Source organism: Glycomyces salinus (genome assembly GCF_016428645.1).
GTDB classification, from domain to species: domain Bacteria; phylum Actinomycetota; class Actinomycetes; order Mycobacteriales; family Micromonosporaceae; genus Glycomyces; species Glycomyces salinus.
Genome location: NZ_JAELXW010000015.1, coordinates 1 through 21,781, shown reverse-complemented (window position 1 = coordinate 21,781; position 21,781 = coordinate 1). Strand labels below are relative to the sequence as shown.

Sequence of the window (21,781 nt, the reverse complement as noted above, 5' to 3'; positions counted from 1 at the left end):
TGGACGCACCGCCCAACGCGTCAGCTCACCGATTGCGATTCGGGGATTATGTCGTTGATGAGGTTGGTGCACCATTGGAGGAGGGCCAGGCCCTCCAGGGGGGTGCCTCCGATTTTCGCGGTGGTCGGGCGGGGGAGGCTGATGAGGTTGGCCGGGGCCTTGTAGCGCGCCTCCGGGTAGTGCCGTTGCAGGCGGGTCTGCTTGGAGTCGGGCAGGTCCACCGGGGAGAGACGGAGGTTCTTGCCCTGGAGGGCGATGTCCGACAGGCCGTGGCGGCGGGCCAGAAGGCGGAACCTCGCCAGGTGGAAGAGATTGTCCACCTGCTCGGGGGCCGGGCCGTAGCGGTCCTCCATCTCCTCGCGGACCTCTTCGAGCTCGGCCTCGTCGTGGACCTCGGAGACCTTGCGGTACATCTCCAGGCGGAGCCGTTCGACCTCGATGTAGTCGAAGGGGATGTTCGCATCCAGCGGCAGTTCGACCTTGACCGGGGCAGGCGGCTCCTCGCCGCCGCCCTTGAAGGCCGTGACCGCCTCGCCGACCATGCGGAGGTACAGGTCGAAGCCCACGTCGGCGATGTGGCCCGACTGCTCGGCGCCCAGGAGGTTGCCCGCGCCGCGGATCTCCAGGTCCTTCATGGCCACGTACATGCCCGCGCCGAGCTCGGCGTGCTGGGCGATCGTGGCGAGCCGCTCGTGGGCGGTCTCGGACAGGGGCGCCTCGGGCGGGTACAGGAAGTAGGCGTAGGCGCGGTCGCGGCTGCGGCCGACGCGGCCCCGGATCTGGTGGAGCTGCGAGAGGCCGAGCATGTCGGCGCGCTCGACGATCAGGGTGTTGGCGTTCGGAATGTCGATGCCGGACTCGATGATGGTGGTGGAGACGAGAACGTCGAACTCCCCTTCCCAGAAGCCCTGCATGATCTGCTCGAGCTGGCCCTCGCCCATCTTGCCGTGGGCGACGGCCACCCTGGCCTCGGGGACGAGCTCGCGCAGCCTGGTCGCCGCCCGGTCGATCGACTCGACCCGGTTGTGCAGGTAGAAGACCTGGCCGTCGCGCAGGAGCTCGCGGCGGATCGCGGCGGCCACCTGCTTGGACTCCCAGGCGCCCACGTAGGTCAGGACCGGGTGGCGCTCCTCGGGCGGGGTGGCGATCGTGGACATCTCGCGGATGCCGGTCACTGCCATCTCCAGGGTGCGCGGGATCGGGGTCGCCGACATCGTCAGCACGTCGACCGAGGCGCGCAGGGCCTTGAGCTTCTCCTTGTGCTCCACGCCGAACCGCTGCTCCTCGTCCACGACGATCAGGCCCAGGTCCTTGAACCGCGTCTCGGCCTGGAGGAGCCGGTGGGTGCCGATGAGGATGTCGATGTCGCCGGCGGCGATGCCCCGCTGGATGTCGGCCGCCTCGCGGGCCGACTGGAAGCGCGAGAGCTGCTTGACGCGGACTGGGAACTGGCCCATGCGCTCGACGAACGTACCGTAGTGCTGGCTCGCCAGCAGCGTCGTCGGGACCAGGACCGCCACCTGCTTGCCGTCCTGCACGGCCTTGAACGCGGCGCGGACGGCGACTTCGGTCTTCCCGTAGCCCACGTCGCCCATCACCAGGCGGTCCATCGGGACCCGGGACTCCATGTCCTGCTTGGTGTCGATGATCGCCGAGAGCTGGTCGGGGGTCTCGATGTAGGGGAAGGAGTCCTCGAGTTCGCGCTGCCACGGCGAGTCCTGCGCGAACGCGTGGCCCTCGGCGGCCTGCCTGGCCGCGTACAGCTGGATCAGCTCGGCGGCGATCTCGCGCACCGCCTTGCGGGCGCGGCGCTTGGTCTTCTGCCAGTCGGTGCCGCCGAGCTTGTGGACGGTCGGCTGTTCGCCGCCGACGTAGCGCGTCAGCTGGTCGAGCGCGTCGGTCGGCACGAAGAGGCGGTCACCGGGATGGCCGCGTTTGGAGGCGGCGTACTCGATCACCAGGTACTCGCGTTCGGCGCCGCCGATGTTGCGCCGCACCATCTCGATGTACTTGCCGACGCCGTGGGCGTCGTGGACGACGTAGTCTCCGGCCTTGAGTTCGAGCGGGTCGACCTGGCCGCGGCGCTTGACGGCCTTGCCCTTGCGGGGGCGCTGGGCGGCCAGGGCCTTGCCTCCGGCGATGTCGGAGGCGGTCACCGCGACGACCTCGTCCGCGTCGAACCCGATCGCCAGGGTGCCGACGCATGCGGTCACTTCGCCGGGCGGCAGGGTCTCGGGCCGCTCGGCCAGGTGGGCGCCGATTCCGGCGCCGCGCAGCTGCTCGGCGGCCCGTTCGGCTCCTCCGAGGGCGGGGTAGACGACGGCGACGGCCTTGCCGGACTGGGTCCAGGACTTCAGGTCGGCGGTCAGCCGGTTCGCGTCCCCGTGGTACCGCGGGGTCTCGGTGATGCCCAGGTCGACGGTGACCGAGTCGTCGGAGACGTCGCCGCCCTCGGCGACGCCTGCGGGGCCGTAAATTTGGCTAGGGCCCTCTCCGGTGATGGCGGCCAGTTCGGCGGACATCGGGTCGTTCTCGGGGACCGCGGCGAACGGGGAGATCGTCCACCACCGCTGCCCGCTGGATATCGTTGTCCTCCTGGCGTCGGCGAGCTCCCGGAAGATGCCGGCGCCCAGGTCCACCGGCGCCTCGGCCCCGGCCGCGGCGGCCTCCCAGGAGGCGGCCAGGAACTCGTTCGAGGTCGCCACCAGGTCGACCGCCCGGGCGCGGATTCGCTCGGGCTCGATGGCGATCACGAGGGTCCGGGCCGGAAGGGTCTGGCTGAACAGCTCGAGCCGGTCGGCGCCGACCAGGACCGGCATGAGCGACTCCATGCCCTCGACCGGGATGCCCTCGCCGAGCTTGGCGCACATCTCGGCCAGGCCCGGGTGGGTCTCGGCCAGTTCGGCGGCCTTCTCGCGGACCTCGGGGGTCAGCAGCAGCTCGCGGCAGGCGACGGCCACGAGGCCGTCGGCCTCGTCCAGGGACCGCTGGTCGGCCACGGAGAACTCGCGGATGGCGTCGACCTCGTCGCCGAAGAACTCCAGCCGCAGCGGGTGCTGGGCGGTGGGCGGGAAGACGTCGAGGATGCCGCCGCGCACGGCGAACTCGCCGCGCTTCTCGACCAGGTCGACCCGCTCGTAGGCCAGGCCGAGGAGGCGTTCGGACACCTCGGTCAGGTCGGTCTCGTCGCCGCGCCGCAACCGGATCGGCTCCAGGGCGCCCAGGCCCTTGAGCTGGGGTTGCAGGGCACCGCGGACGGGGGTGACGATGATGTCGGGGACGTCGCCGGAGTGGATGCGGTGCAGCAGCTCCAGCCGCGTGCCGACCGTGTCCGAGCGCGGCGAGAGCCGCTCGTGCGGGAGGGTCTCCCAGGCCGGGTAGAGGGCGATGTCGTCCTCGGGCACGAACGAGGCCAGCGACTCGACCAGCTCCTCGGCGTCGCGGCTGGTGGCGGTGACGGCCAGGACCGGGCCGGGGGCGTTCGCGGCCGCCTGGGCGATCGCGAGGGGACGGGCCCCGGGGACGGCGACCAGGTCCACCGGCAGCTCGGAGCCGGCGGCCAGGTCGGCGACGCGGGCCAGCTTCGCGGCCGTGCCCGCACCGCCGTCCGCCGACCGCGCCGATCCCGCCGCGGCCTGGAGCAGTTCAGTGAGTGGGGCTTGGACCTGGCCAGCGGACATTCGCGGACTCCCTGCGCGGTGAATCGGGCACGACGAGCGGCCGGATTCGGGCTCGGGGGCCCGGTTCCGGCGACCGAACGAGTCTACCTCGCGCCTCCGGCGTCCCCGGCGGACTCGGTGACGGCCTCGCCGAAGATCATGGCCTGGACCTCGGGCAGGTTGTAGAACATGCCCAGGACCACGATGCCGGTCAGGATGGGCAGCAGGACCCGGTGCTCGGCCTTGCCGCCGGCCCGCAGCGCGATGGCGTTGGGCAGGCCCAGGTCGTACCAGCGGCGCTTCTGGATCGGGATGGGGAACAGCATCGGCGAGCCCATCTTGGTCACCATGTCGCCGAGGATGTGGATCAGGCAGCCCAGGCCCATCGCCAGGCCCAGGATCCAGTAGGAGCGGTCCTCGGGCAGCAGGCGGAACATCCCGAAGGAGGCCGCCAGCGCCACGCCGGTGGTGATGATCCAGCCCTTCTTGTTGACCGCGGACGGCAGGAGCCCGCGCACGGCCAGCCCGGTCAGCACGAACAGGATCGCGATCACGGCCGGCTTGCCGAACTGGGCCGCGAGGTACCCCGTACCCAGGCCCATGAGTCCGGCGTGGACGGCCGTGTGCGTGAAGGTCCTGTGCCCGTTCTTGCGTTTCTTGTCCTTCTTGGACTTAGTCAGCAGATAGAACCAGTAGCAGAGGCGCTCGACGACCTCGGCGACCAGGAGCGAGGCGACGCCGAACGACCGGGCCACAGTGGATCCGCCCTTGTTCTCGGTGACCTTTCCGGCGCAGTCGATGTCGGGGTAGAGGGCGGCGCCGGAGACGGCGATGGTGCCGACGACGAGCTCGGCCGAGGACTGGTCGATGCCGAAGGCGATGTCGGCCACGGCGGATCCGGCCAACCACAGGGCGGCGCCGGACATGGCGTGGGTAGGGCCCATGACCATAGTGGGGGTCTCCTTAAGAAGGGCGGTTCGGGGGAGGACGGTGCGACTATGCCATACCGCCGCAACGGCTCTGCCGCCCCCGCGAAGCTATCCGAGGAGTGCGACATTTCCGTTACCCTCACGCGCTACCGTCGAAGGGTGTTCACTTCAGTCCAGCTCGACGCTTACCTGGAGCGGATCAGGCTCCGCGCACCCAGGCGCCCGAGCCTGCGGACGCTGACCGCGGTCCACCGCGCGCACATCGAGGCGATCCCCTACGAGAGCCTGGACATCCACTTGGGAAGACCGATCCGGCTGGAGCGGGACGCCCTGTTCGACAAACTGGTCGCGCGGCGGCGCGGCGGCTTCTGCTACGAGCAGAACGGCGCGCTGGCGCACGCGCTGGAGGCGCTCGGCTTCGAGGTCGTGCGGCTGCGCGGCGCGGTCGACCGGTCGGCCCGGGGAGACAAGGAGTGGTTCAACCACATGCCGCTGCTGGTCCGGCTGCGGCAGGGCGACTTCCTGGCCGACGCCGGGCTCGGCGTCGGCTTCTACGACCCGCTGCCGCTGACTGAGGGCGGTCTGCGGGTCGGCTCGTTCAACTTCAGCCTGCGCCGCCTCGACGACCACCTGTGGCGCTGCGCGATCGACCCCCGCGTGCAGGACCTGACCTTCGACTTCGACTTGTCCCCCAGGCGGGTCGAGGAATTCGAGCCGAAGTGCCGCGAGTTGCAGACCTCGCCGGAGTCGGGGTTCGTCAAGACCATGACCGTGCAGCGGCCCGGCCCCGACCGGATCACCGTGCTGCGCGCTCTCACCCGGATCGTCTACGACCCGGCCCTGTCCGACGGCAAGACCAGCGAGACCGCCCCCGACCGGGACCGTTTCGCCTCGTTCCTGACCGGCGAATTCGGTCTGAACCTGTCCGAGGACGAGATCGCCGTGCTGTGGGAGCGTGCCGGGGAGCAGCACAAGCGGTACCTGGCCGAGCAGACCGAGAAGGCCCGCTCGGCCAACTGACGACGGACCGCCTCAGCCGGTGTTGCGCAGGCCCGCGGCGATCCCGTTGACGGTGATCAGCAGGGCCCGCTTGAGCTGCGGGTCGATCTCGCCGTCGGGCCCGCCCTCGGACCGGTAGCGCTTGAGCAGCGAGATCTGGAGGTGGTGCAGCGGCGCCAGGTAGCGGTCGCGGACCTCCAGGGTGCGGGCCAGCTGCGGGTTGGCGCTCAGGAGCTCGTCCCCGCCGGTCAGGGCCAGCACCTCGGCGACGGTCTTGTCGTGCTCGGCGCGGATGACGTCGAAGATCGGCCTCAGCTCGGCCGGGACCAGGGTGGACACGTACTGGGCGGCGATGTCCAGGTCGGTCTTGGCCAGCGTCATCTCCACGTTGGAGATGAAGTTGCGGAAGAAGTGCCACTTGCCGTACATCTCGGCGATGTCATCGCCCAGGCCCGCCTCGCGCGCGGCGGTCAGCCCGGAGCCGACGCCGAACCAGCCGGGCACGATCTGCCGCGACTGGGTCCAGCCGAACACCCACGGGATGGCTCGCAGGCCCCCGAGCCCGGCCTCGGTGTTGGGGCGCTTGGCCGGACGCGAGCCGATGTTGAGCGCTCCGAGCAGCTCGGTGGGGCTGACGGCCCAGAAGTAGTCCGACAGGCCCTTGCGGCCGGTCAGGTCCCGGTAGGCGGCCTTGGCGGCCTCGGAGGTCTGGTCCATCACGTCGAACCAGCGGCCGAGCACCTCGGGCTGGTGGCGCGGCTCGGTGTGCAGCAGAGTGGCCTTGAGGGAAGCGGCCACGGTCAGCTCGAGGTTCTCGCGGGCGAGCGCGGGCAGGGTGTACTTGTCGGAGAGCACCTCGCCCTGCTCGGTGATCTTGATCGCGCCGTCGAGGGTGCCCGAGGGCTGGGCGAGGATCGCCTCGTGGGTGGGGCCGCCGCCGCGGCCGGTGGTGCCGCCGCGGCCGTGGAAGAACCGCAGCCGCACCCCGTGCTTGGCGGCCACGTCGCGCAGTTTGCGCTGGGCGGCCTGGATGTTCCACTGGCTGGCGGTGATGCCGGCGTCCTTGTTGGAGTCGGAGTAGCCGAGCATGACCTCCTGCACGTCGCCGCGGGCGGCGACGAGCGCCCGGTAGGCCGGCATGCTCAGCAGGCGGTCGAGCAGCGTGTCGGCGCCGGCCAGCTCCTGGACCTCCTCCAGGAGCGGCACGAAGCCGATGTCGGCCCGGCCGCGGGCGACGTCCAGCAGCCCGGCGTCGCGGGCCAGGATCGCCGGGGCCAGCACGTCGGCCGGCTCGTGGGTCATCGAGATGATGTAGGACTCCACGATCGCGTTGCCGAACTGCTGCTGGGCGTCCTTGATGGCGCCGAACACGTCGAAGGTCTTGCGGTTGGTCGCGCTCAGGTCGACGTCGTGCGGGGCGAGCGGGCGGCGGCCCGACAGTTCCCGGGCGAGCAGATCCTCGCGCTCGGCGGAGGTCAGCTCGGCGTAGGGCTTGTCGAGCTCCCCGGAGGCGTCGTAGAGCTCGCCGAGGACCGCGTGGTGGGCCTCGGAGTGCTCGCGCACGTCCATCGTGGCCAGTTGGAGGCCGAAGGCGGCGACGGTGCGGATGACGCGGTCGAGCACGCCCTTGGCGGCGAGCTGGCCGCGCTGGCGGGACAGCGAGTCGCGCATGATCTGGAGGTCGGCCAGCAGCTCGCGACCGTCGGCGTAGTCGATGCCGGGCCGGTGCGGCATGCCCTCGGCGTGCCGGTTGCGGGTGTTGGCGAGCTTGGCCTCGATGGCGCGGGCCTTGAGCCGGTAGGGCTCCTCGGCGTGGATGCGCTTGTACCGGGCCGGGATCTTGTCGAGGTTCTCCAGGTCGGTCGCGACCGAGTCGAGCAGCTCCTGGGTGGCCGGGCGCACCGCCTGGGAGACCGACAGCTCGTTGATCAGCATGGCCACCGCGCCCTCGGCGGCGGCGATGCCGTGCTCGTGCTGCATGAGCAGCACCTGCCGGGTGACCTCGGGGGTGACGAACGGGTTGCCGTCCCGGTCGCCGCCGATCCAGGTGCCGAACTTCAGCGGCGCCGAGCCGGGCCGGGGCGAGCCGCCCAGGTCGGTCAGGGTCGCGTTGAGGTCGGTCAGGACCCGCTGGGCGGCGTCGCGGTACAGGTCGGTCAGGTAGTAGATCGCGTTGCGGGCCTCGTCGGTCGGCTCGGGCTTCTCGACGCGCAGTTCGTCGGTCTGCCACAGCAGGTCGACGATCTCGGCCAGGCGGGCGTTGACCGAGTCGACGTCGGCCGAGCCGAGCACGGCCTGCTCGGCGGCCTCCTGGTCGAGCAGGTCGGCGATGCCGCGCAGCTTGGTGAGGATCGAGCGGCGGGACGCCTCGGTGGGGTGGGCGGTGAAGACGGGGCGGACCTCCAGGCGCTCGGCGGCGGCCGCGATCTGCTCGGTCGGGACGTTCTCGAGGGTGATCTCGGCGCGGGCCTGAGCCAGCCAGCCGCCCTGCTCGGCGCGGGTGCGGCGCATGTCGCGGGCGCGGTGGACCTGCTCGGTGATGTTGGCGAGGTTGAAGTAGGTGGCGAAGGCGCGGGCGAGGTCGACCTCCTCGGACACGTCCAGTTTCGCCAGCCGCGCGGCCACGGCCTCGGGCTGATCCCTGACCAGGCCCCTGACTTCCTCCACCAGTTCGAGCAGCTGGGGGCCCTCCTGGCGGACCAGGGTCTGTCCGAGGAGGTTGCCGAGCCGGCGGATGTCGCGGCGAAGCTGCTTTTCGTCCGCTTCGCGAGAGGTCTCGAAGTAGTCCATGGAGTTCTCCATTGGGTGGATTGGGCAAACCCGATAGGGCCGCTCACGCCGACGCCGATGTCCGCGGTCACTGCTGCACTACTCGCATCTGTTGGGGCACGACAGGCGACGCCCGCGGAGCCGTGAAAGAGCACCTCGGCGACGCTTGCGGAGCCGCAATCGAGCGGTGCCAGCGTAACTTACCGGTAATGCGAGCGCCACCGTTCGCTTCCGAGATGCGGGACGAGAACCGGGGACTGCGGGTGGGGCGCGCCCACAGGGCGTGACATACCCTGGTGCCACCATTGGATCCGCTAGCCGCCTGGCCGTCCGCTCACTGCGAAGGGATCGCGACCGACGATGTCTGACTGGGTACTGCCCGACGAGGTCCTCGCCGAGGCTCCGAGCCACACCCCACTGCCCCACGAGCTGGCGGACCTCGAGCTCCTGCTGTACGGCGCGTACGCGCCGCTGCGGGGCTTCATGAGCGAGGCCGACGCCAGGCACGTCACCAGGACCGGCACGCTCCCCGACGGGTCCTCCTGGCCGGTGCCGGTGACCCTGGACGTCCCGGTGACCGTAGCCGAACTCCTGGACGACCCCGACCCGAAACGGCGGGTGCTGCGAATCACCGACCCCGAGGGCGCTCCGGTCGCCGCGGTCGAGTGCCACTCGCTGGACCCGCTCGGCCCCGACATGGTGCGCGTGGGCGGACCGGTGCGGCGCATCGCCGACGCCGCGCACGGGGTGTTCATCGGCCTGCGCGCCACCCCCGAGCAGGCCCGGACCACCTACGCCAAGGACCGGGTGCTGGCGCTGGTGGCCGACCGGCCCCTGCACCGGCCCCAGCTGGCGCAGCTGGCCCGCGCCGCGCACAACCTGGCCGCGCACGTGCTGGTGATGATCCCCACCGGTGACGAGACCAGCGGCCACCCGGCGCTGCGGCTGCCGACGGCCGCGCTGGTGCGCAGCGTCCTGGCCGCCAAGGACCGGCTGCCGACCGCGACGGTGCTGACCGTGCCGCTGTCCAAGCGCGGCGACCGCGTCCGCGACGGGCTGCTGACGGCGAAGGTCGCCACCGCCTACGGCGCGACCCACATCATGACCGGCCCCGACGGGCTCGGCGGAGGCGACGGCATCCGCTCGATGGTCCCCCGCGAGCTGGCCTACGACACCCGCGACGGCCAGTGGCGGCCGGTCGAGGACATCGAGCCGCCGTTCAGGCGCGCCGCGCTGTCCGAACCCGAGATAGCCGACATGCTCGACCGCGGCTTCGGGCTCCCGGAGTGGCACACTCCGCCGAGCGTGGCCGCCGAGCTGCGGCGGGCCCGCCCGCCGCGGCGGCACCGGGGCCTGGTGCTGTTCTTCACCGGCCTGTCCGGCTCGGGCAAGTCCACTATCTCCCGCGGCGTCCACGAGTCGCTGCTGGAGGACGGCACCCGGACGGTGTCGATGTTCGACGGCGACGTCGTGCGGCGGCTGCTGTCGTCCGGGCTCGGCTTCTCCAAGGCCGACCGGTCGATGAACATCCGCCGGATCGGGTTCGTGGCCGCCGAGGTCGCCCGCCACGGCGGCATCGGGATGGCCGCCCCGATCGCCCCGTACGAGGCCGACCGGGCCCAGGCCCGCCGCATGGCCGAGGCCGCCGGCGCCGACTTCGTGCTGGTGCACGTCAACACGCCGCTGGAGGTGTGCGAGGCGCGCGACCGCAAGGGCCTGTACGCCAAGGCCCGGTCGGGCCAGATCCCCGAGTTCACCGGGATCTCCGACCCCTACGAGGAGCCACCGGCCGCCGAGCTGACGATCGACACCTCCGAGATGACCGTCGGCGAGGCCGTCGAACAGGTCCTGGAGTACCTCTCCGAAGGCGGCTGGCTGGAACCGACGGGCATCAGACTCAACTGAGGCATATCGCCGCCGACCCGAGGCAACCTCAGGTTCGCCTCGGACGTCTATCAGGTGGAAACCGCTTCTCGGCCCACGTCCGTCGGCCGCACCCGGTTGGAGGTCTCGCTGACCGCCGGGCTCGACAGCGGCCACCTGGCCTCGCTGCTGGCCAGGAAGCGCCCGCGGACGCCCGAGTTGACCGGCGCGTTCGCCGAATACATCGAGACCACCGAATTCGACCGGGCGCAGGAGCTCTACGACCCGGTGGACCTGTTCTACTGGGAGCACCGCTCGGGCACGTGGCTCAACGCCCACCTCACCGAGAGCGACATCGCCTTCGACACGTTCATCCTGGTCAACTCCAGGCACGTCTACCGACTGCTGCTGTCGGCGCCCCTGGCCGACCGGATCGGCGCCGACGTGTTCCTGGCGCTGGCGCGCCGGACCTGGCCGGAAGTGCTGGAGGTCCCGGTCAACGGCCAGAAGGTCTCCTAAAGCAGGGTCGACCAGTAGTCCCAGAACTCGGTGCCGACGACGGTGACCACCGCGCCGTAGAGGACGATCAGCCCGACCCAGTGGAAACGCAGCAGGTCGTCGACCGGGCCGCGCCAGTCCTCGCCGATCCGGATCACCCCGTTCCGAAGATTGTTCACGGTGGTGAACCAGAAGATCGGGATGACGACCGCCCACACGGCCATGCACCACGGGCACAGCACGCCGATGCGGTAGGCCGACTGGAAGATCAGCCAGGTCACGGCGGCCAGTCCGGCGAGCGTGCCGAGGTTGAACGTCAGCATCATCCACCGCGGCAGCTCGACCCGCGAGAGCAGCAGCACGCCCATGAACACCACCAGCGGGAACGTCACGAGCCCCACCAGCGGGTTCGGGAAGCCGAGCACCGACGCCTGCCAGGTGTCCATCACCGTCCCGCACGACAGGACCGGGTTGAAGTCGCAGGAGATCGCGTGCTCGGGGTCGATGAGGCTCGCGACCCGCTCGTAGCTGAGGTCGAAGGAGGCCGCGAGCCCGACCAGGCCGCCGAGGAGCAGCACCGCTCCGGTGATGAACCGTCCTCTGTGCTCCCGCGCGGTCTCGCCGAACGTCTCGTCCATGCCCGCCGTCCGTGTCTGTGTCTCAGTCATCGCCATGCCAATGTAACGACCACACCTCAAAGGGAGTTGCGGACTATCGCCCCGGCTCGTGCCCTAAGGCGCGGATTCCCGCGCCGCCGTCGACCACCAGGGTCTGACCGGTCACGAACGAGGCCGATGGGGCGCAGAAGAACGCCGCGGCCGCGGCGACCTCCTCGGGCGTGCCGGGACGCCCGAGCGGCCCGTCCAGTCCCCGCTGCAGCTCGTTGACGGTGGACGATCCGGTTCGGATCAGGCCGGGGGCGACGGCGTTGACGGTGACGCCGTCGGCGACGACCTCGGTGGCCAGGGCCTTGGTCAGGCCGGTCACCCCGGCCTTGGCGGCGGCGTATGCGGCCTCGGCCGGGACGGCGTTGACCACGCCGATGGCCGCGGCGATGTTGACGATGCGGCCCCAGCCGCGTTCGGCCATGCCCTGCACGAAGACTCGGGAGACCAGGAAGGACGTGTCGAGGTTGCGCGCGATCTCGGCCTTCCAGTCCGCATAGGACAGCTGGGCGACCGGCTTGACGACCGCCGGATCGGACTTGGAGGTCAGCCCCGCGTTGTTGATCAGGATGTCGACCTCGCCGACGCTGTCGACCACGGCGTCGCCGAGCCCGCCGACCTCGGCCTCGTCGGTCAGGTCGGCGACGAAGCCGACCGCGTCGATCTCGCCGGCGCGCTCGTGGATCCGCTTGGTGGTCGAGACGACCGCGACCGCCGCGCCGAGCAGCCGCAGCCGGGTGGCGATGGCGAAGCCGATGCCGTCGGTGGCGCCGGCACCGGTCACCAGCGCGACCTTGCCTGCGAGGGAGTCGAGTTCCTGGATGCGGGCGAGCTGAGGCCGGCCCGCATCGGCGATGTCGTTCGCGGGCAGGTCGATCACCTCGGCCAGGTCGCCGTCACGGTCCTGGGGCGCTTGCCTGGGGCGCGGAGAGTTCATGGGGGCAGTCTCTCACGAGAAGATGACGAAACACAGCACCGCCGTGCTCGCCTACGGCGGTGAACATCGCCACGGCGGCCGCATCGCAGTGCGTGTGTCCGCGTGTCACTATCGAGGGATGGAGGCTTCACTGGGCACGACCCTGACGGCGCTGGCCCGCGCCGCGGTCGCGACCGGGTTCGAGCCCGAACCGGCCGCGGCCGAAGACCTCGTCGCGAACCTGGCCGGACCGGAGGCGTCCGCGCCTCTGGCCGAACCGGCCGCCACGTTCGTGACCCTCGAACGCGAGGGCGAGCTGCGCGGCTGCATCGGATCGTTGACCCCGCAGCGGCCCTTGGCGGCCGACGTGGTGCGCAACGCGCGCGCGGCTGCGCGCGACCCGCGCCTGCCGCCGGTCTCCCGGGAGGAACTGCCGGACCTGTCGATCACCGTCGCGCTCATCTCGCCGTCCGAGCCGCTCGCAGTCGACTCCTTCGCCGGCCTGATCGACCGGCTCCGGCCCGGCACCGACGGACTCACCCTGGTCGGGCAGCGCCGGAGGGCGACGTTCCTGCCCTCGGTGTGGAAGGCGCTGGCCGAACCCGAGCGGTTCGTGGCCGCCCTGCTGCGCAAGGGCGGGTGGCCGCGGTCGCTGTGGACCGCGGACCTGCGCCGGGCGGTCTGGCCCGAGGGCCTGATCGCCGAGTGCTACACCACCGAGTCGTTCACGGCCTGAACGGCGGCCGCTAGTCGGGAAGTGCGACCAGTTCGCCCCGGGCGACCTGGACGGCCGAGCCGGTGACCGAGGCCGAGACGGCCTTGCCGCCGGAGACGACGACCTCGCCGTAGAGCTTGGAGGGGCGGTCGATCTCGGCGCCCTGGCTGATCTCGTAGGCATGGGTGCCGTCGCCGGTGATCAGGCCCTGCTCGACCAGGTAGACCCCGAGCGCGACGGCGGCCGAGCCGGTCGCGGGGTCCTCGCCGACGCCCTCGTGGAACAGCCGGGCGCGCACGGCGTTCGTCTCGGGGTCGAAGCTGAACGGGTAGACCTTGTACATCAGGCCGGGGACGTCGGCGGCGGCCGTGACGTCGGAGTCGGAGACGCGGACGAAGTTGTGGTCGAGTCCGGCGCTGGTGTTCTGCGGCCTGCCGATGACGCGGGAGGGGTCCAGGTTGCAGGCCGCGGCGGCGAGGGCGGGATCGAGCAGGTCGCCGACGCTGATCGCGGTCGAGGTGAGCTTGGCGGTGTCGCCGTCGACGGCGACCTGCATGAGTCCGGCCGCGCATTCTTGGACGACGTTGTCCGTATTTTCTGTCACTCGACCGGAACGCACGACCGCCAGCGCCGAGCCGATCGTGGGGTGCCCGGCGAAGGGCAGCTCCTCCGCGGGGGTGAAGATCCGGGCCCGGTAGTCGGCGCCGTCGACGGTCGGCGGGAGGATGAACGAGGTCTCCGAGTAGCCGAACTCTTGAGCGATGGCCTGCATCTGCCCGTCGGTCAGGTCCTGACCGTCGTAGACGACGGCGAGCTGGTTGCCGGCATAGGCGCGGTCGGTGAAGACGTCGATGATCTCGAAGGAAAGCACGAGCCATGTATAGCTCGCGGGTTCGAGAGGGCGGCGGTAAGCCTACGCTCACATTGCCGCTCGAATGTGCGTGGCTACGATTGAGTCATGTCTGATACCGCCGCTGTCGTCGAGGCCGCCCGTGAGGCGCTCTCGCACGTGAACGACCCTGAGATCCGCCGGCCGATCACCGAGCTGGGGATGGTCGATGCCATCGAGGTCGACGGCGGCCGCATGCTCGTCAAGATCCTGCTGACCGTGGCCGCCTGCCCGATGCGCGAGACCCTCCAGGGGGACGTGCGCGCCGCGGTCGAGGCCCTCGACGGCGTCGACTCGGTCGAGGTCGAGTTCGGGGTCATGACCGAGGAGCAGCGCCGGGACCTCCAGACCCAGCTGCGCGGCCCGGGGCAGGCCGCCGAGCCGGTGATCCCGTTCAACCTGCCCGAGTCGCGCACCCGCGTGTTCGCTGTCGCCTCCGGCAAGGGCGGGGTCGGCAAGTCCTCCCTGACGGTGAACCTGGCCGCCGCTCTGGCCGCCAAGGGGCTCTCGGTGGGTGTGGCCGACGCCGACATCTACGGGCACTCGGTGCCGCGCATGCTCGGCGTCGAGGGCTCGCCCACGCAGGTCGAGGACATGATCATGCCGCCGCAGGCGCACGGGATGAAGGTCATCTCGATCGGGATGTTCACCCCGGGGAACACCGCCGTGGTCTGGCGCGGGCCGATGCTCCACCGCGCGCTCCAGCAGTTCCTGGCCGACGTCTACTGGGGCGAGCTGGACGTGCTGCTGCTGGACCTGCCGCCGGGGACCGGCGACATCGCGATCTCGGTGGCCCAGCTGCTGCCGACGGCCGAGCTGGTGGTGGTGACCACCCCGCAGCAGGCCGCCGCGGAGGTGGCCGAGCGGGCCGGGGCGATCGTCACCCAGACCCACCAGAAGCTGGCGGGCGTGGTCGAGAACATGTCCTGGATGGAGCTGCCCGACGGCTCGCACGTGGAGCCGTTCGGTTCCGGCGGCGGCAAGACCGTGGCCGAGGCGCTGACCCGGGACGTGGGCACCGAGGTGCCGCTGCTGGGCCAGGTGCCTCTGGACCCGCGACTGCGCGAGGGCGCCGACGCCGGCATGCCGCTGGTGATCTCCGACCCCGACGCCCCCGCGTCGCGGGCGATCATCCAGGTGGCCGACCAGCTGGCCGTCCGCAAGGTCTCCCTGGCGGGCAAGCAGCTGGGCCTGACGCCTACGTCTTGACGACGGTGACGGCGGTCCCGTAGGCGCAGACCTCGGTCCCGATGCCGCGGGCCTCGCCGACGTCGAACCGCATCATGACCACGGCGTTCGCGCCGACGGTCTTGGCCTGCTCCATCATGCGCTGGACGGCCTGCTCGCGCGCCATGACCAGGGCCTTGGTCAGGCCCTTGAGCTCGCCGCCCGCCAGCGACTTGAGTCCGGCGCCGATGTCGGAACCGACGTTGCGGGCTCGCACGGTCAGCCCGAAGACCTCGCCGTAGACCTGGGAGACCTCGTGGCCGGGGATGTTCTCCGTGGTGGTGATGAGGAAGCCGTCATCCGGAGTGTTGACGGCGCCGTATTCTCCTACGTGGACCATGCGGTAAAGGTTATCCGTTCCATCGGGCCGGGGGCGTCGGACCACGGAACGAGATCGCGCCTCGTGCCGGAGCACGAGGCGCGGTACCCGGGTACTACATCGGAGGCTACTGGGCGGCGTGGAGCGCCTGGTTCAGCTCTCCCCAGGTGCCCTCGCGGGGGCGCACCTCCAGCACACCGGTCTGGGTGTTGGTCCAGAACTGGAGGTTCTTCTTGCCCGAGAGGGTCGCGGCCTTGACCACGTCGCCGTCGGGCAGGGTCACCTTCGATCCGGCGGTGACGTAGCAGCCGGCGGCGACGACGCAGTTGTCGCCCAAGGAGATCCCGATGCCGGCATTGGCGCCCAGCAGGCAGCGCTCGCCGATCGAGATGACCTCCTTGCCGCCGCCGGAGAGGGTGCCCATGATCGAGGACCCGCCGCCGATGTCGGAGCCGTCTCCGACCAGGACCCCGGCGGAGATGCGGCCCTCGACCATCGAGTTGCCGAGGGTTCCGGCGTTGAAGTTCACGAAGCCCTCGTGCATGACCGTGGTCCCCTCGGCCAGGTGCGCGCCCAGGCGGACCCGGGAGGCGTCGGCGATGCGCACGCCCGAGGGGGTCACGTAGTCGGCCATCGGCGGGAACTTGTCGAGGGACTTGACCTGGAGGGCCTGCCCCGAACGGCGGAACTCCAGGCGGGCGGCGTTGACGTCGGCGGCCGGGACCGGCCCGTGGTCGGTCCAGGCGTTGTTGGGCAGCAGCCCGAAGATCCCCGACAGGTTCACCGTGTGGGGAATCGCAAAACGGTGCGAGAGCAGATGGAGTCGGAGGTAGACGTCGGCGGTGTCGGCGGGCTCCTCGGCCAGGGAGCCGACGGTCACCTTCACTCCGCGCGAGACGGTCCCGGTCGGATTGGGCGCGTCCACGTCGGGTGCGGCCAGATCGGCCGGGGCCTCGCCCAGGCCCAGTTCGGAGAACCACACGTCGAGGACGGTGCCGTCGGCGGCAACCGTCGCCACTCCGGCACCCCATGCTGCGTCGATAAGGAAATCACTCACCCCATAAGCGTATCGGCGCGGCGGAATGAAGTCTCTTCTCCGGTCGGCCGTCCTCTCGTGCATCTTCGCCACCCTGATCCGAGTCTTCTCCCGATTGGCCGATCCCTTCTCTTTGCGGGCAAGCGCGCGTTGCGCCTTCGCGAGGCGGCGTTCGAGACGTTTGAAGAATCTCGGGTTGTCAATGGTCTTTCCCCCACGCAACACCTCTGCAACTCCGCACTTCGCGGATAGGACAGCCCCTTGATATGAGCACGTCTTCGGGCCGCGATCGCGTCATTGAACACGACCCTGCAGCATCCGAAGAGCCGCGCAGCCTGCATGCGTTGCGGCACGGTCGGATACACCCGGTAGGAATACCGCAGGTGCGTGCCCATGCGCACAAGGCTAGGAACAGGGTGTGACAGTCTGATCGGCCAATGCGATCATCGACCGGTGAAGAAGAGTGGGATGAGACACAATGATGCGCCGCACGGGGCTCTGCAGGCAGTCTTGAGTGAGGCAGTACTCGCCGATCCGGTGGAGCTGACCAGGGCGCTGTGCGACATCGAGTCGGTCTCGGGCGAGGAGCGGGAGATCTGCGACGCCGTCGAACGGGCCCTCGAAGGGGCCGCTCACCTGAGTGTGCGGCGCGAGGGCAACACCCTGGTGGCCCGCACCGAGCTCGGGCGGGACCGGCGGGTCATGCTGGCCGGGCACCTCGACACCGTCCCGGTCAACGACAACTTCCCCACCCGCAACGACGGCGACCTGATGTGGGGCCTGGGAACCTCGGACATGAAGTCCGGGACGGCCCTGGCGCTGTGGGCGGCGCTGGCGGTGCCGAATCCCCGGTTCGACCTCTCCTTCGCGTTCTACGACTGCGAGGAGATCGAGGCCGACCGCAACGGCCTCAACCGGCTGTCGAAGTCCCGCCCCGACTGGTTGGAGGCCGACTTCGCGATCCTGCTGGAGCCGACCTACGGCGACGTCGAGGCCGGCTGCCAGGGGACGATGCGGGCGCGGATCGGCACCAGCGGCCGGCGGGCCCATTCGGCGCGCTCCTGGAAGGGCGACAACGCCATCCACAAGATCGCGCCGGTCCTGGAGCGGCTGGGGGCATACGAGGCCCGGACGGTCGAGGTCGACGGCTGCACCTACCGGGAGGGCCTGAACGCGGTGTTCGTCGACGGCGGCGTGGCCGGGAACGTCATCCCCGACGCCGCCTCGGTCACCGTCAACTACCGCTTCGCGCCCGACCGCGACGAGAAGGCCGCCGAGGCCCACGTCCGGGAGGTCTTCGACGGCTACGACGTGGAGATCACCGACTCGGCCCCGTCCTGCCGCCCGGGCCTGGACCGGCCCGAGGCGGCCGAATTCGTGGCCGCCGCCGGAGGCGAGGTGCGCGCCAAGCTCGGCTGGACCGACGTGGCCCGCTTCGCGACCCTCGGCATCCCGGCGGTCAACTACGGACCGGGCGACCCGAATCTCGCCCACAAGCAGGACGAACACGTCGAAGTGCCGCGTATCCGCGCGTGCGCCGACGCGCTGAGAGCGTATTTGGAGGAATCATGACCGTCAAGCGCCGCATCACCGCCGACGAGCACCTGCTCGACCTGCGCCACCGCGAGGAGTGGAAGCAGAAGGCCGCCTGGAGGGTCATGAAGATCCAGGCCGAGTTCGTCGAGGGCTTCGACACGCTGGAGGAGGCCGACCTGGACGACGCGGTCGCCGTCTACGGCTCGGCTCGCACGGAGGTCGACTCCGAGGAGTACAAACTCGGCGTCGAGCTGGGACGCAGGCTCGGCGAGGCCGGCTACAACGTGATCACCGGCGGCGGCCCCGGCGCGATGGAGGCCGCCAACCGGGGCGCGGCCGAGGCCGGGGTGAAGTCGATCGGCCTGGGCATCGAGCTGCCCTTCGAGCAGGGCATCAACCCGTACGTGGACATCCAGTTGGACTTCCACTACTTCTTCGTCCGCAAGGTGATGTTCCTGAAGTACTCGTGCGGGTTCTGCGCGCTGCCGGGCGGCTACGGGACGATGGACGAGCTGTTCGAGTCGCTGACGCTGGTGCAGACCCAGAAGGTCGGCCGGTTCCCGATCGCATTGATCGGCACCGAGTACTGGGGCGGCCTGGTCGACTGGCTGCGCGGCCGGATGGCCGCCGACGGCAAGATCAACCGCGAGGACGTCGACCTGCTGCTGGTCACCGACGACCTCGACGAGGCCATCGCCCACATGAAGCCGCAGCGCTGAGGCGTTCTGTCGGCTTCTCGACAAAACGACTAAGATTTGTCACCTTTTCATCCCTCGATCGTTGGACTGTCCGGGACGGTGGCGCGCCCTCCCGTGTTGCCGCATACTGGAAGCGCCGATCCGTCCTGGTCATGAACGAATCGAGAGATCAGGAAGGGGGCCGACATGGGAGGTCTGACGATGGTGGCAACCGAATCGCCCAAGCGCAAGTCCGACCGAGATCTCCTCTGGGAGACCTGGGAGAACCTCGAATTGCCGCCTGGCTCTCGCGCGGAGATCCTGCGAGGAGCTATCTACTTGTCGCCTACACCGGTGCCCAGGCACAACCGTCTGTACGCCAAGCTTTCGAAACAGCTCATCACGGTAACGGAAGACCTCGGATGGGAGATCATCAACACGCAAACGGTGCTGCTTCCCGCGACAGATGAAGCCGCCATTCCGGACTTGCTCGTCGTGCCTGACGAAGCGATCGATAACGCTGAGGAATGGCGCCTGCCGCCAGACGAGGTGCGGCTTGCCGCAGAGATCACCTCACCATCCACTCGCGAACGGGACCGGTCGTTCAAACTGGACAGCTACGCCAAAGCCGGCATACCGATCTACCTGGTAATCGATCCCCTCGAAAGCGACGGAACGGTCACTGTTTACCACCGGCCCGACAGGTCCGGGGCCTATAGGCTGCACCAGACAGTCGAGTTCGGGACTGAACTGGCTTTGCCGAAGCCGTTCGGCAAGCTGGATACCGCCGAATTCAAGTCGAGACAGCCCAAGGGCTGATCCCAACGCGGCTTACAGGCTGCGGCGGGGGTTCTTCGGGGGGCGGTGGCCTTTTATGGAGGCGACCATGTCGAGGACTTCGCGGGTCGCGGACACGTCGTGGGCGCGGAAGACCCTGGCGCCGTTCCAGGCCGAGATCGCGGTGGCCGCAAGGGTGCCGTTGAGGCGGCGGTCGACCGGCAGATCCAGGGTCTCGCCGACGAAATCCTTGCGGGACAGGGCCACCAGGGTCGGCCAGCCGGTGCCGGTGAGCTCGTCGAGGCGGCGGGTCAGCTCCAGCGAGTGGTGGGTGGCCTTGCCGAAGTCGTGGGTGGGGTCGATGAGGATGCCGTCGGCGCGGACCCCCGCCTCCACGGCCGCCTCGGCCCGCTCCACCAGTTCGGCGGCGACCTCGGCGACCACGTCCCCGTAGACGGCCTTCTCGGCGATGGTCCGCGGGGCCAGCCCTCCGGTGTGCGAGCAGACCAGGCCCGCGCCGGTGTCGGCCGCGACCTTCTCCACGCCCGGATCCCAGCCGGCCCAGGTGTCGTTGATGAGCTCGGCGCCCACGGCGACCGCCTCCCGGGCGACCTCGGCGCGCCAGGTGTCGACCGAGAGGACCAGTTCGGGGTGGGCGGCGTGCACCGCCTCCACGAACGGGACGACCCGCTCGATCTCCTCATCCACGGTGACCTCGGGGCCCTCGTCCCCGGCCTTGACGCCGCCGATGTCGAGGATGTCGGCACCGTTCGCGACCGCGGCGGCGGCCGCCGTCATCGCCGCGTCGAACTCGAAGGTGGACCCGGCGTCGTAGAACGAGTCGGGCGTGCGGTTGAGGATGGCCATCACGGCGTAGTCGCCCTCACCGAACGTCCTTCGCCCCAGTTTCAACTCGCGCATGCGTCTATGCTGGCAGGCGCGCCCGATTTCCGCCAGTGAAGGAGCCCTGATGCCGCGGTTCGACCGGTCCCACACCGACGACCTCGCCGAGTTCATCCGCCTCTCCCCCACGCCCTACCACGCCTGCGCCGTCGCGGGCGCGCGCTTGGAGAAGGCCGGGTTCCGGCGGCTCGACGAGACCGAGCGGTGGCCGACCGACCTCGGCGCGTACTACGTGGTCCGAGACGGCTCCATCATCGCCTGGCGGATGGACGAACGGCACGAGGACGCCTCCGGGCTCCGCATCTTCGGCGCGCACACCGACACCCCCACCTTCAAGGTCAAGCCCCGGCCCGACACCGGCTCGGCCGGATGGAAGCAGGTCGCCGTCGAGGTCTACGGCGGGGTCCCGCACCAGACCTGGCTGGACCGCGACCTCGGCGTGGCCGGGCGGCTGGTCATGCGCGACCGCTCCGAGGTCCTGGTCGATGTCGACCGGCCGCTGCTGCGCATCCCGCGCCTGGCGATCCACCTCGACCGGGGCACCAACGACGGCCGCGCCCTCAACGCCCAGTCGCACCTGACGCCGATCTGGGGCCTCGGCGAGCCCCGCGACGGCGAGTTCCTCGAGTTCGTGGCCGCCGAGGCGGGCGTCGACGCGGCCGACGTGCTCGGCTTCGACCTGTTCACCTCGGCCCTCGACAAGCCGTCCTACCTGGGCAAGGACAACGAGCTGTTCGCCGCCTGGCGGCTGGACAACCTGCTGAGCACGCACGCGGGCCTGGAGGCGATCATCGCGGCCGACGACACCGAGCAGGTGCCGGTGTTCGTCTCCTTCAACTACGAGGAGATCGGCTCGATGACCTATTCGGCCGCCCAGGGCCCGTTCCTGGAGACGGTGCTGCGCCGCATGTTCGGCGAGGACTACGAGCGGTACGCACGCGCCGTCGCCTCGTCCCGGATGATGTCGGCCGACACCGGCAACGCGATCCACCCCAACTTCCCCGAGAAGCACGAGCCGGGTCACCGCCCGATCCCGGGCGGCGGGCCCATGATCAAGGTCAGCGCCAACCAGCGCTATGCGACCGGCGCCGAGGAGCAGGCCGTGTTCACCCGCTCCGCCGAGAAGGCCGGCATCCCGTGGCAGTTCAACGTCAACCGCAACGACATCCCCGGCGGCACCACCATCGGTCCGCTCTCGGGCACCCAGCTGGGCATCCTCACTGTGGACGTCGGCGCGCCGATCCTGTCGATGCACTCCTCGCGGGAGCTCTGCGGCGCCGACGACCCGCATTACCTGGCCGATCTGGCGCTGGGTCTGTATACCCACGATTGACATCCTCTTCGCCCTAATGGACGGAGATTTCCGGCTTGCGGGCCACTGGAGCAGCCCGGCTACGGATGGGT

General features: G+C 70.2%; 18 protein-coding genes and 2 pseudogenes. 9 read left to right on the top strand and 11 right to left on the bottom strand.

Annotation, left to right across the window (positions count from 1 at the left end; translation table 11 throughout):
- Positions 1 to 20: 20 nt before the first annotated feature.
- Together mfd and JFB92_RS06040 are read right to left on the bottom strand one after the other, a co-directional pair.
- On the bottom strand, positions 21 to 3,680 hold the full coding sequence (gene mfd / locus JFB92_RS06045) for a transcription-repair coupling factor (RefSeq protein WP_199035950.1): 3,660 nt from the start codon (positions 3,678 to 3,680) through the stop codon (positions 21 to 23).
- An 83-nt stretch (positions 3,681 to 3,763) separates the two neighbouring features.
- A complete protein-coding gene (locus tag JFB92_RS06040) occupies positions 3,764 to 4,609 on the bottom strand; it encodes a metal-dependent hydrolase (RefSeq protein WP_199035949.1) in 846 nt (281 codons plus the stop codon).
- A 138-nt stretch (positions 4,610 to 4,747) separates the two neighbouring features.
- Here JFB92_RS06040 and JFB92_RS06035 point away from each other — a divergent pair, with 138 nt between their 5' ends.
- Positions 4,748 to 5,608, top strand: coding sequence for an arylamine N-acetyltransferase family protein (locus JFB92_RS06035; RefSeq protein WP_199035947.1), 861 nt, complete (start codon positions 4,748 to 4,750; stop codon positions 5,606 to 5,608).
- 12 nt (positions 5,609 to 5,620) lie between these two features.
- Here JFB92_RS06035 and ppc read toward each other — a convergent pair whose 3' ends face one another.
- Positions 5,621 to 8,377 carry a phosphoenolpyruvate carboxylase gene (ppc, locus tag JFB92_RS06030; RefSeq protein ID WP_199035945.1) on the bottom strand — a complete coding sequence of 919 codons (2,757 nt, stop codon included), beginning with the start codon at positions 8,375 to 8,377 and terminating at the stop codon, positions 5,621 to 5,623.
- 339 nt (positions 8,378 to 8,716) lie between these two features.
- Between ppc and cysC the strand changes: the two genes are divergently transcribed.
- A complete protein-coding gene (gene cysC, locus JFB92_RS06025; RefSeq protein WP_199035943.1) occupies positions 8,717 to 10,261 on the top strand; it encodes an adenylyl-sulfate kinase in 1,545 nt (514 codons plus the stop codon).
- Between the two features lie 54 nt (positions 10,262 to 10,315).
- A complete protein-coding gene (locus JFB92_RS06020) occupies positions 10,316 to 10,738 on the top strand; it encodes a hypothetical protein (RefSeq protein WP_199035941.1) in 423 nt (140 codons plus the stop codon).
- Here JFB92_RS06020 and JFB92_RS06015 read toward each other — a convergent pair.
- Both JFB92_RS06015 and JFB92_RS06010 read right to left on the bottom strand, forming a co-directional pair.
- Entirely contained in the window at positions 10,735 to 11,385 is a 651-nt protein-coding gene (locus JFB92_RS06015; protein WP_233162462.1) for a vitamin K epoxide reductase family protein, read from the bottom strand. The genes JFB92_RS06020 and JFB92_RS06015 overlap by 4 nt on opposite strands.
- A 43-nt stretch (positions 11,386 to 11,428) precedes the next feature.
- Positions 11,429 to 12,319: an SDR family NAD(P)-dependent oxidoreductase gene (locus tag JFB92_RS06010; RefSeq protein ID WP_199035939.1), complete on the bottom strand. Its 891-nt coding sequence runs from the start codon at positions 12,317 to 12,319 to the stop codon at positions 11,429 to 11,431.
- A 118-nt stretch (positions 12,320 to 12,437) separates the two neighbouring features.
- Between JFB92_RS06010 and amrA the strand changes: the two genes are divergently transcribed.
- On the top strand, positions 12,438 to 13,034 hold the full coding sequence (amrA, locus tag JFB92_RS06005; protein WP_199035937.1) for an AmmeMemoRadiSam system protein A: 597 nt from the start codon (positions 12,438 to 12,440) through the stop codon (positions 13,032 to 13,034).
- A gap of 10 nt (positions 13,035 to 13,044) precedes the next feature.
- On the opposite strand, the gene JFB92_RS06000 is transcribed toward amrA, so the two are convergent.
- On the bottom strand, positions 13,045 to 13,884 hold the full coding sequence (locus JFB92_RS06000; protein WP_199035935.1) for a PhzF family phenazine biosynthesis protein: 840 nt from the start codon (positions 13,882 to 13,884) through the stop codon (positions 13,045 to 13,047).
- Between the two features lie 87 nt (positions 13,885 to 13,971).
- Between JFB92_RS06000 and JFB92_RS05995 the strand changes: the two genes are divergently transcribed.
- A complete protein-coding gene (locus JFB92_RS05995; RefSeq protein WP_199035933.1) occupies positions 13,972 to 15,111 on the top strand; it encodes an Mrp/NBP35 family ATP-binding protein in 1,140 nt (379 codons plus the stop codon).
- Here the strand turns inward: JFB92_RS05995 and JFB92_RS05990 are convergent.
- From JFB92_RS05990 to JFB92_RS26860, 4 genes and pseudogenes are all read right to left on the bottom strand, one after another.
- Positions 15,101 to 15,469 carry a YbjQ family protein gene (locus JFB92_RS05990; RefSeq protein ID WP_199035931.1) on the bottom strand — a complete coding sequence of 123 codons (369 nt, stop codon included), beginning with the start codon at positions 15,467 to 15,469 and terminating at the stop codon, positions 15,101 to 15,103. The genes JFB92_RS05995 and JFB92_RS05990 overlap by 11 nt on opposite strands.
- A 106-nt stretch (positions 15,470 to 15,575) precedes the next feature.
- Positions 15,576 to 16,505: a DapH/DapD/GlmU-related protein gene (locus JFB92_RS05985; RefSeq protein WP_307789035.1), complete on the bottom strand. Its 930-nt coding sequence runs from the start codon at positions 16,503 to 16,505 to the stop codon at positions 15,576 to 15,578.
- Positions 16,506 to 16,541: 36 nt separating this feature from the next.
- Positions 16,542 to 16,709 (bottom strand): annotated as a pseudogene (locus JFB92_RS26865) (transposase); the annotation flags it as partial.
- 53 nt (positions 16,710 to 16,762) lie between these two features.
- Positions 16,763 to 16,879: pseudogene (locus tag JFB92_RS26860) on the bottom strand (helix-turn-helix domain-containing protein); the annotation flags it as partial.
- A 73-nt stretch (positions 16,880 to 16,952) separates the two neighbouring features.
- On the opposite strand from JFB92_RS26860, the gene dapE reads away from it, so the two are divergent.
- The 3 genes from dapE to JFB92_RS05965 all read left to right on the top strand — a co-directional run bounded on the left by dapE (position 16,953) and on the right by JFB92_RS05965 (position 19,516).
- A complete protein-coding gene (gene dapE, locus JFB92_RS05975) occupies positions 16,953 to 18,056 on the top strand; it encodes a succinyl-diaminopimelate desuccinylase (RefSeq protein ID WP_199035920.1) in 1,104 nt (367 codons plus the stop codon).
- Positions 18,053 to 18,739, top strand: coding sequence for an LOG family protein (locus JFB92_RS05970; protein WP_199035918.1), 687 nt, complete (start codon positions 18,053 to 18,055; stop codon positions 18,737 to 18,739). The genes dapE and JFB92_RS05970 overlap by 4 nt, the downstream gene beginning before the upstream one ends.
- Before the next feature lie 165 nt (positions 18,740 to 18,904).
- Positions 18,905 to 19,516: a Uma2 family endonuclease gene (locus JFB92_RS05965; RefSeq protein ID WP_199035917.1), complete on the top strand. Its 612-nt coding sequence runs from the start codon at positions 18,905 to 18,907 to the stop codon at positions 19,514 to 19,516.
- A gap of 12 nt (positions 19,517 to 19,528) precedes the next feature.
- Here JFB92_RS05965 and folP read toward each other — a convergent pair whose 3' ends face one another.
- The gene (folP, locus tag JFB92_RS05960) at positions 19,529 to 20,395 is read right to left on the bottom strand and encodes a dihydropteroate synthase (protein ID WP_199035915.1); all 867 of its coding nucleotides are present in this window, start codon (positions 20,393 to 20,395) and stop codon (positions 19,529 to 19,531) included.
- 49 nt (positions 20,396 to 20,444) lie between these two features.
- Here folP and JFB92_RS05955 point away from each other — a divergent pair, with 49 nt between their 5' ends.
- Complete coding sequence (locus tag JFB92_RS05955; RefSeq protein WP_233162458.1) at positions 20,445 to 21,710, top strand: M18 family aminopeptidase; 1,266 nt, start codon at positions 20,445 to 20,447, stop codon at positions 21,708 to 21,710.
- Positions 21,711 to 21,781: the final 71 nt, after the last annotated feature.

What these genes read in the sequence shown, in the direction of transcription:
- mfd (WP_199035950.1), bottom strand. Translation starts at nt 3,680, where the DNA reads ATGTCCGCTGGCCAGGTCCAAGCCCCACTCACTGAACTGCTCCAGGCC.
- JFB92_RS06040 (WP_199035949.1), bottom strand. Translation starts at nt 4,609, where the DNA reads ATGGTCATGGGCCCTACCCACGCCATGTCCGGCGCCGCCCTGTGGTTG.
- ppc (WP_199035945.1), bottom strand. Translation starts at nt 8,377, where the DNA reads ATGGACTACTTCGAGACCTCTCGCGAAGCGGACGAAAAGCAGCTTCGC.
- cysC (WP_199035943.1), top strand. Translation starts at nt 8,717, where the DNA reads ATGTCTGACTGGGTACTGCCCGACGAGGTCCTCGCCGAGGCTCCGAGC.
- JFB92_RS06015 (WP_233162462.1), bottom strand. Translation starts at nt 11,385, where the DNA reads ATGACTGAGACACAGACACGGACGGCGGGCATGGACGAGACGTTCGGC.
- JFB92_RS06010 (WP_199035939.1), bottom strand. Translation starts at nt 12,319, where the DNA reads ATGAACTCTCCGCGCCCCAGGCAAGCGCCCCAGGACCGTGACGGCGAC.
- amrA (WP_199035937.1), top strand. Translation starts at nt 12,438, where the DNA reads ATGGAGGCTTCACTGGGCACGACCCTGACGGCGCTGGCCCGCGCCGCG.
- JFB92_RS05995 (WP_199035933.1), top strand. Translation starts at nt 13,972, where the DNA reads ATGTCTGATACCGCCGCTGTCGTCGAGGCCGCCCGTGAGGCGCTCTCG.
- JFB92_RS05990 (WP_199035931.1), bottom strand. Translation starts at nt 15,469, where the DNA reads ATGGTCCACGTAGGAGAATACGGCGCCGTCAACACTCCGGATGACGGC.
- dapE (WP_199035920.1), top strand. Translation starts at nt 16,953, where the DNA reads ATGAGACACAATGATGCGCCGCACGGGGCTCTGCAGGCAGTCTTGAGT.
- JFB92_RS05970 (WP_199035918.1), top strand. Translation starts at nt 18,053, where the DNA reads ATGACCGTCAAGCGCCGCATCACCGCCGACGAGCACCTGCTCGACCTG.
- JFB92_RS05965 (WP_199035917.1), top strand. Translation starts at nt 18,905, where the DNA reads ATGGGAGGTCTGACGATGGTGGCAACCGAATCGCCCAAGCGCAAGTCC.
- folP (WP_199035915.1), bottom strand. Translation starts at nt 20,395, where the DNA reads ATGCGCGAGTTGAAACTGGGGCGAAGGACGTTCGGTGAGGGCGACTAC.
- JFB92_RS05955 (WP_233162458.1), top strand. Translation starts at nt 20,445, where the DNA reads ATGCCGCGGTTCGACCGGTCCCACACCGACGACCTCGCCGAGTTCATC.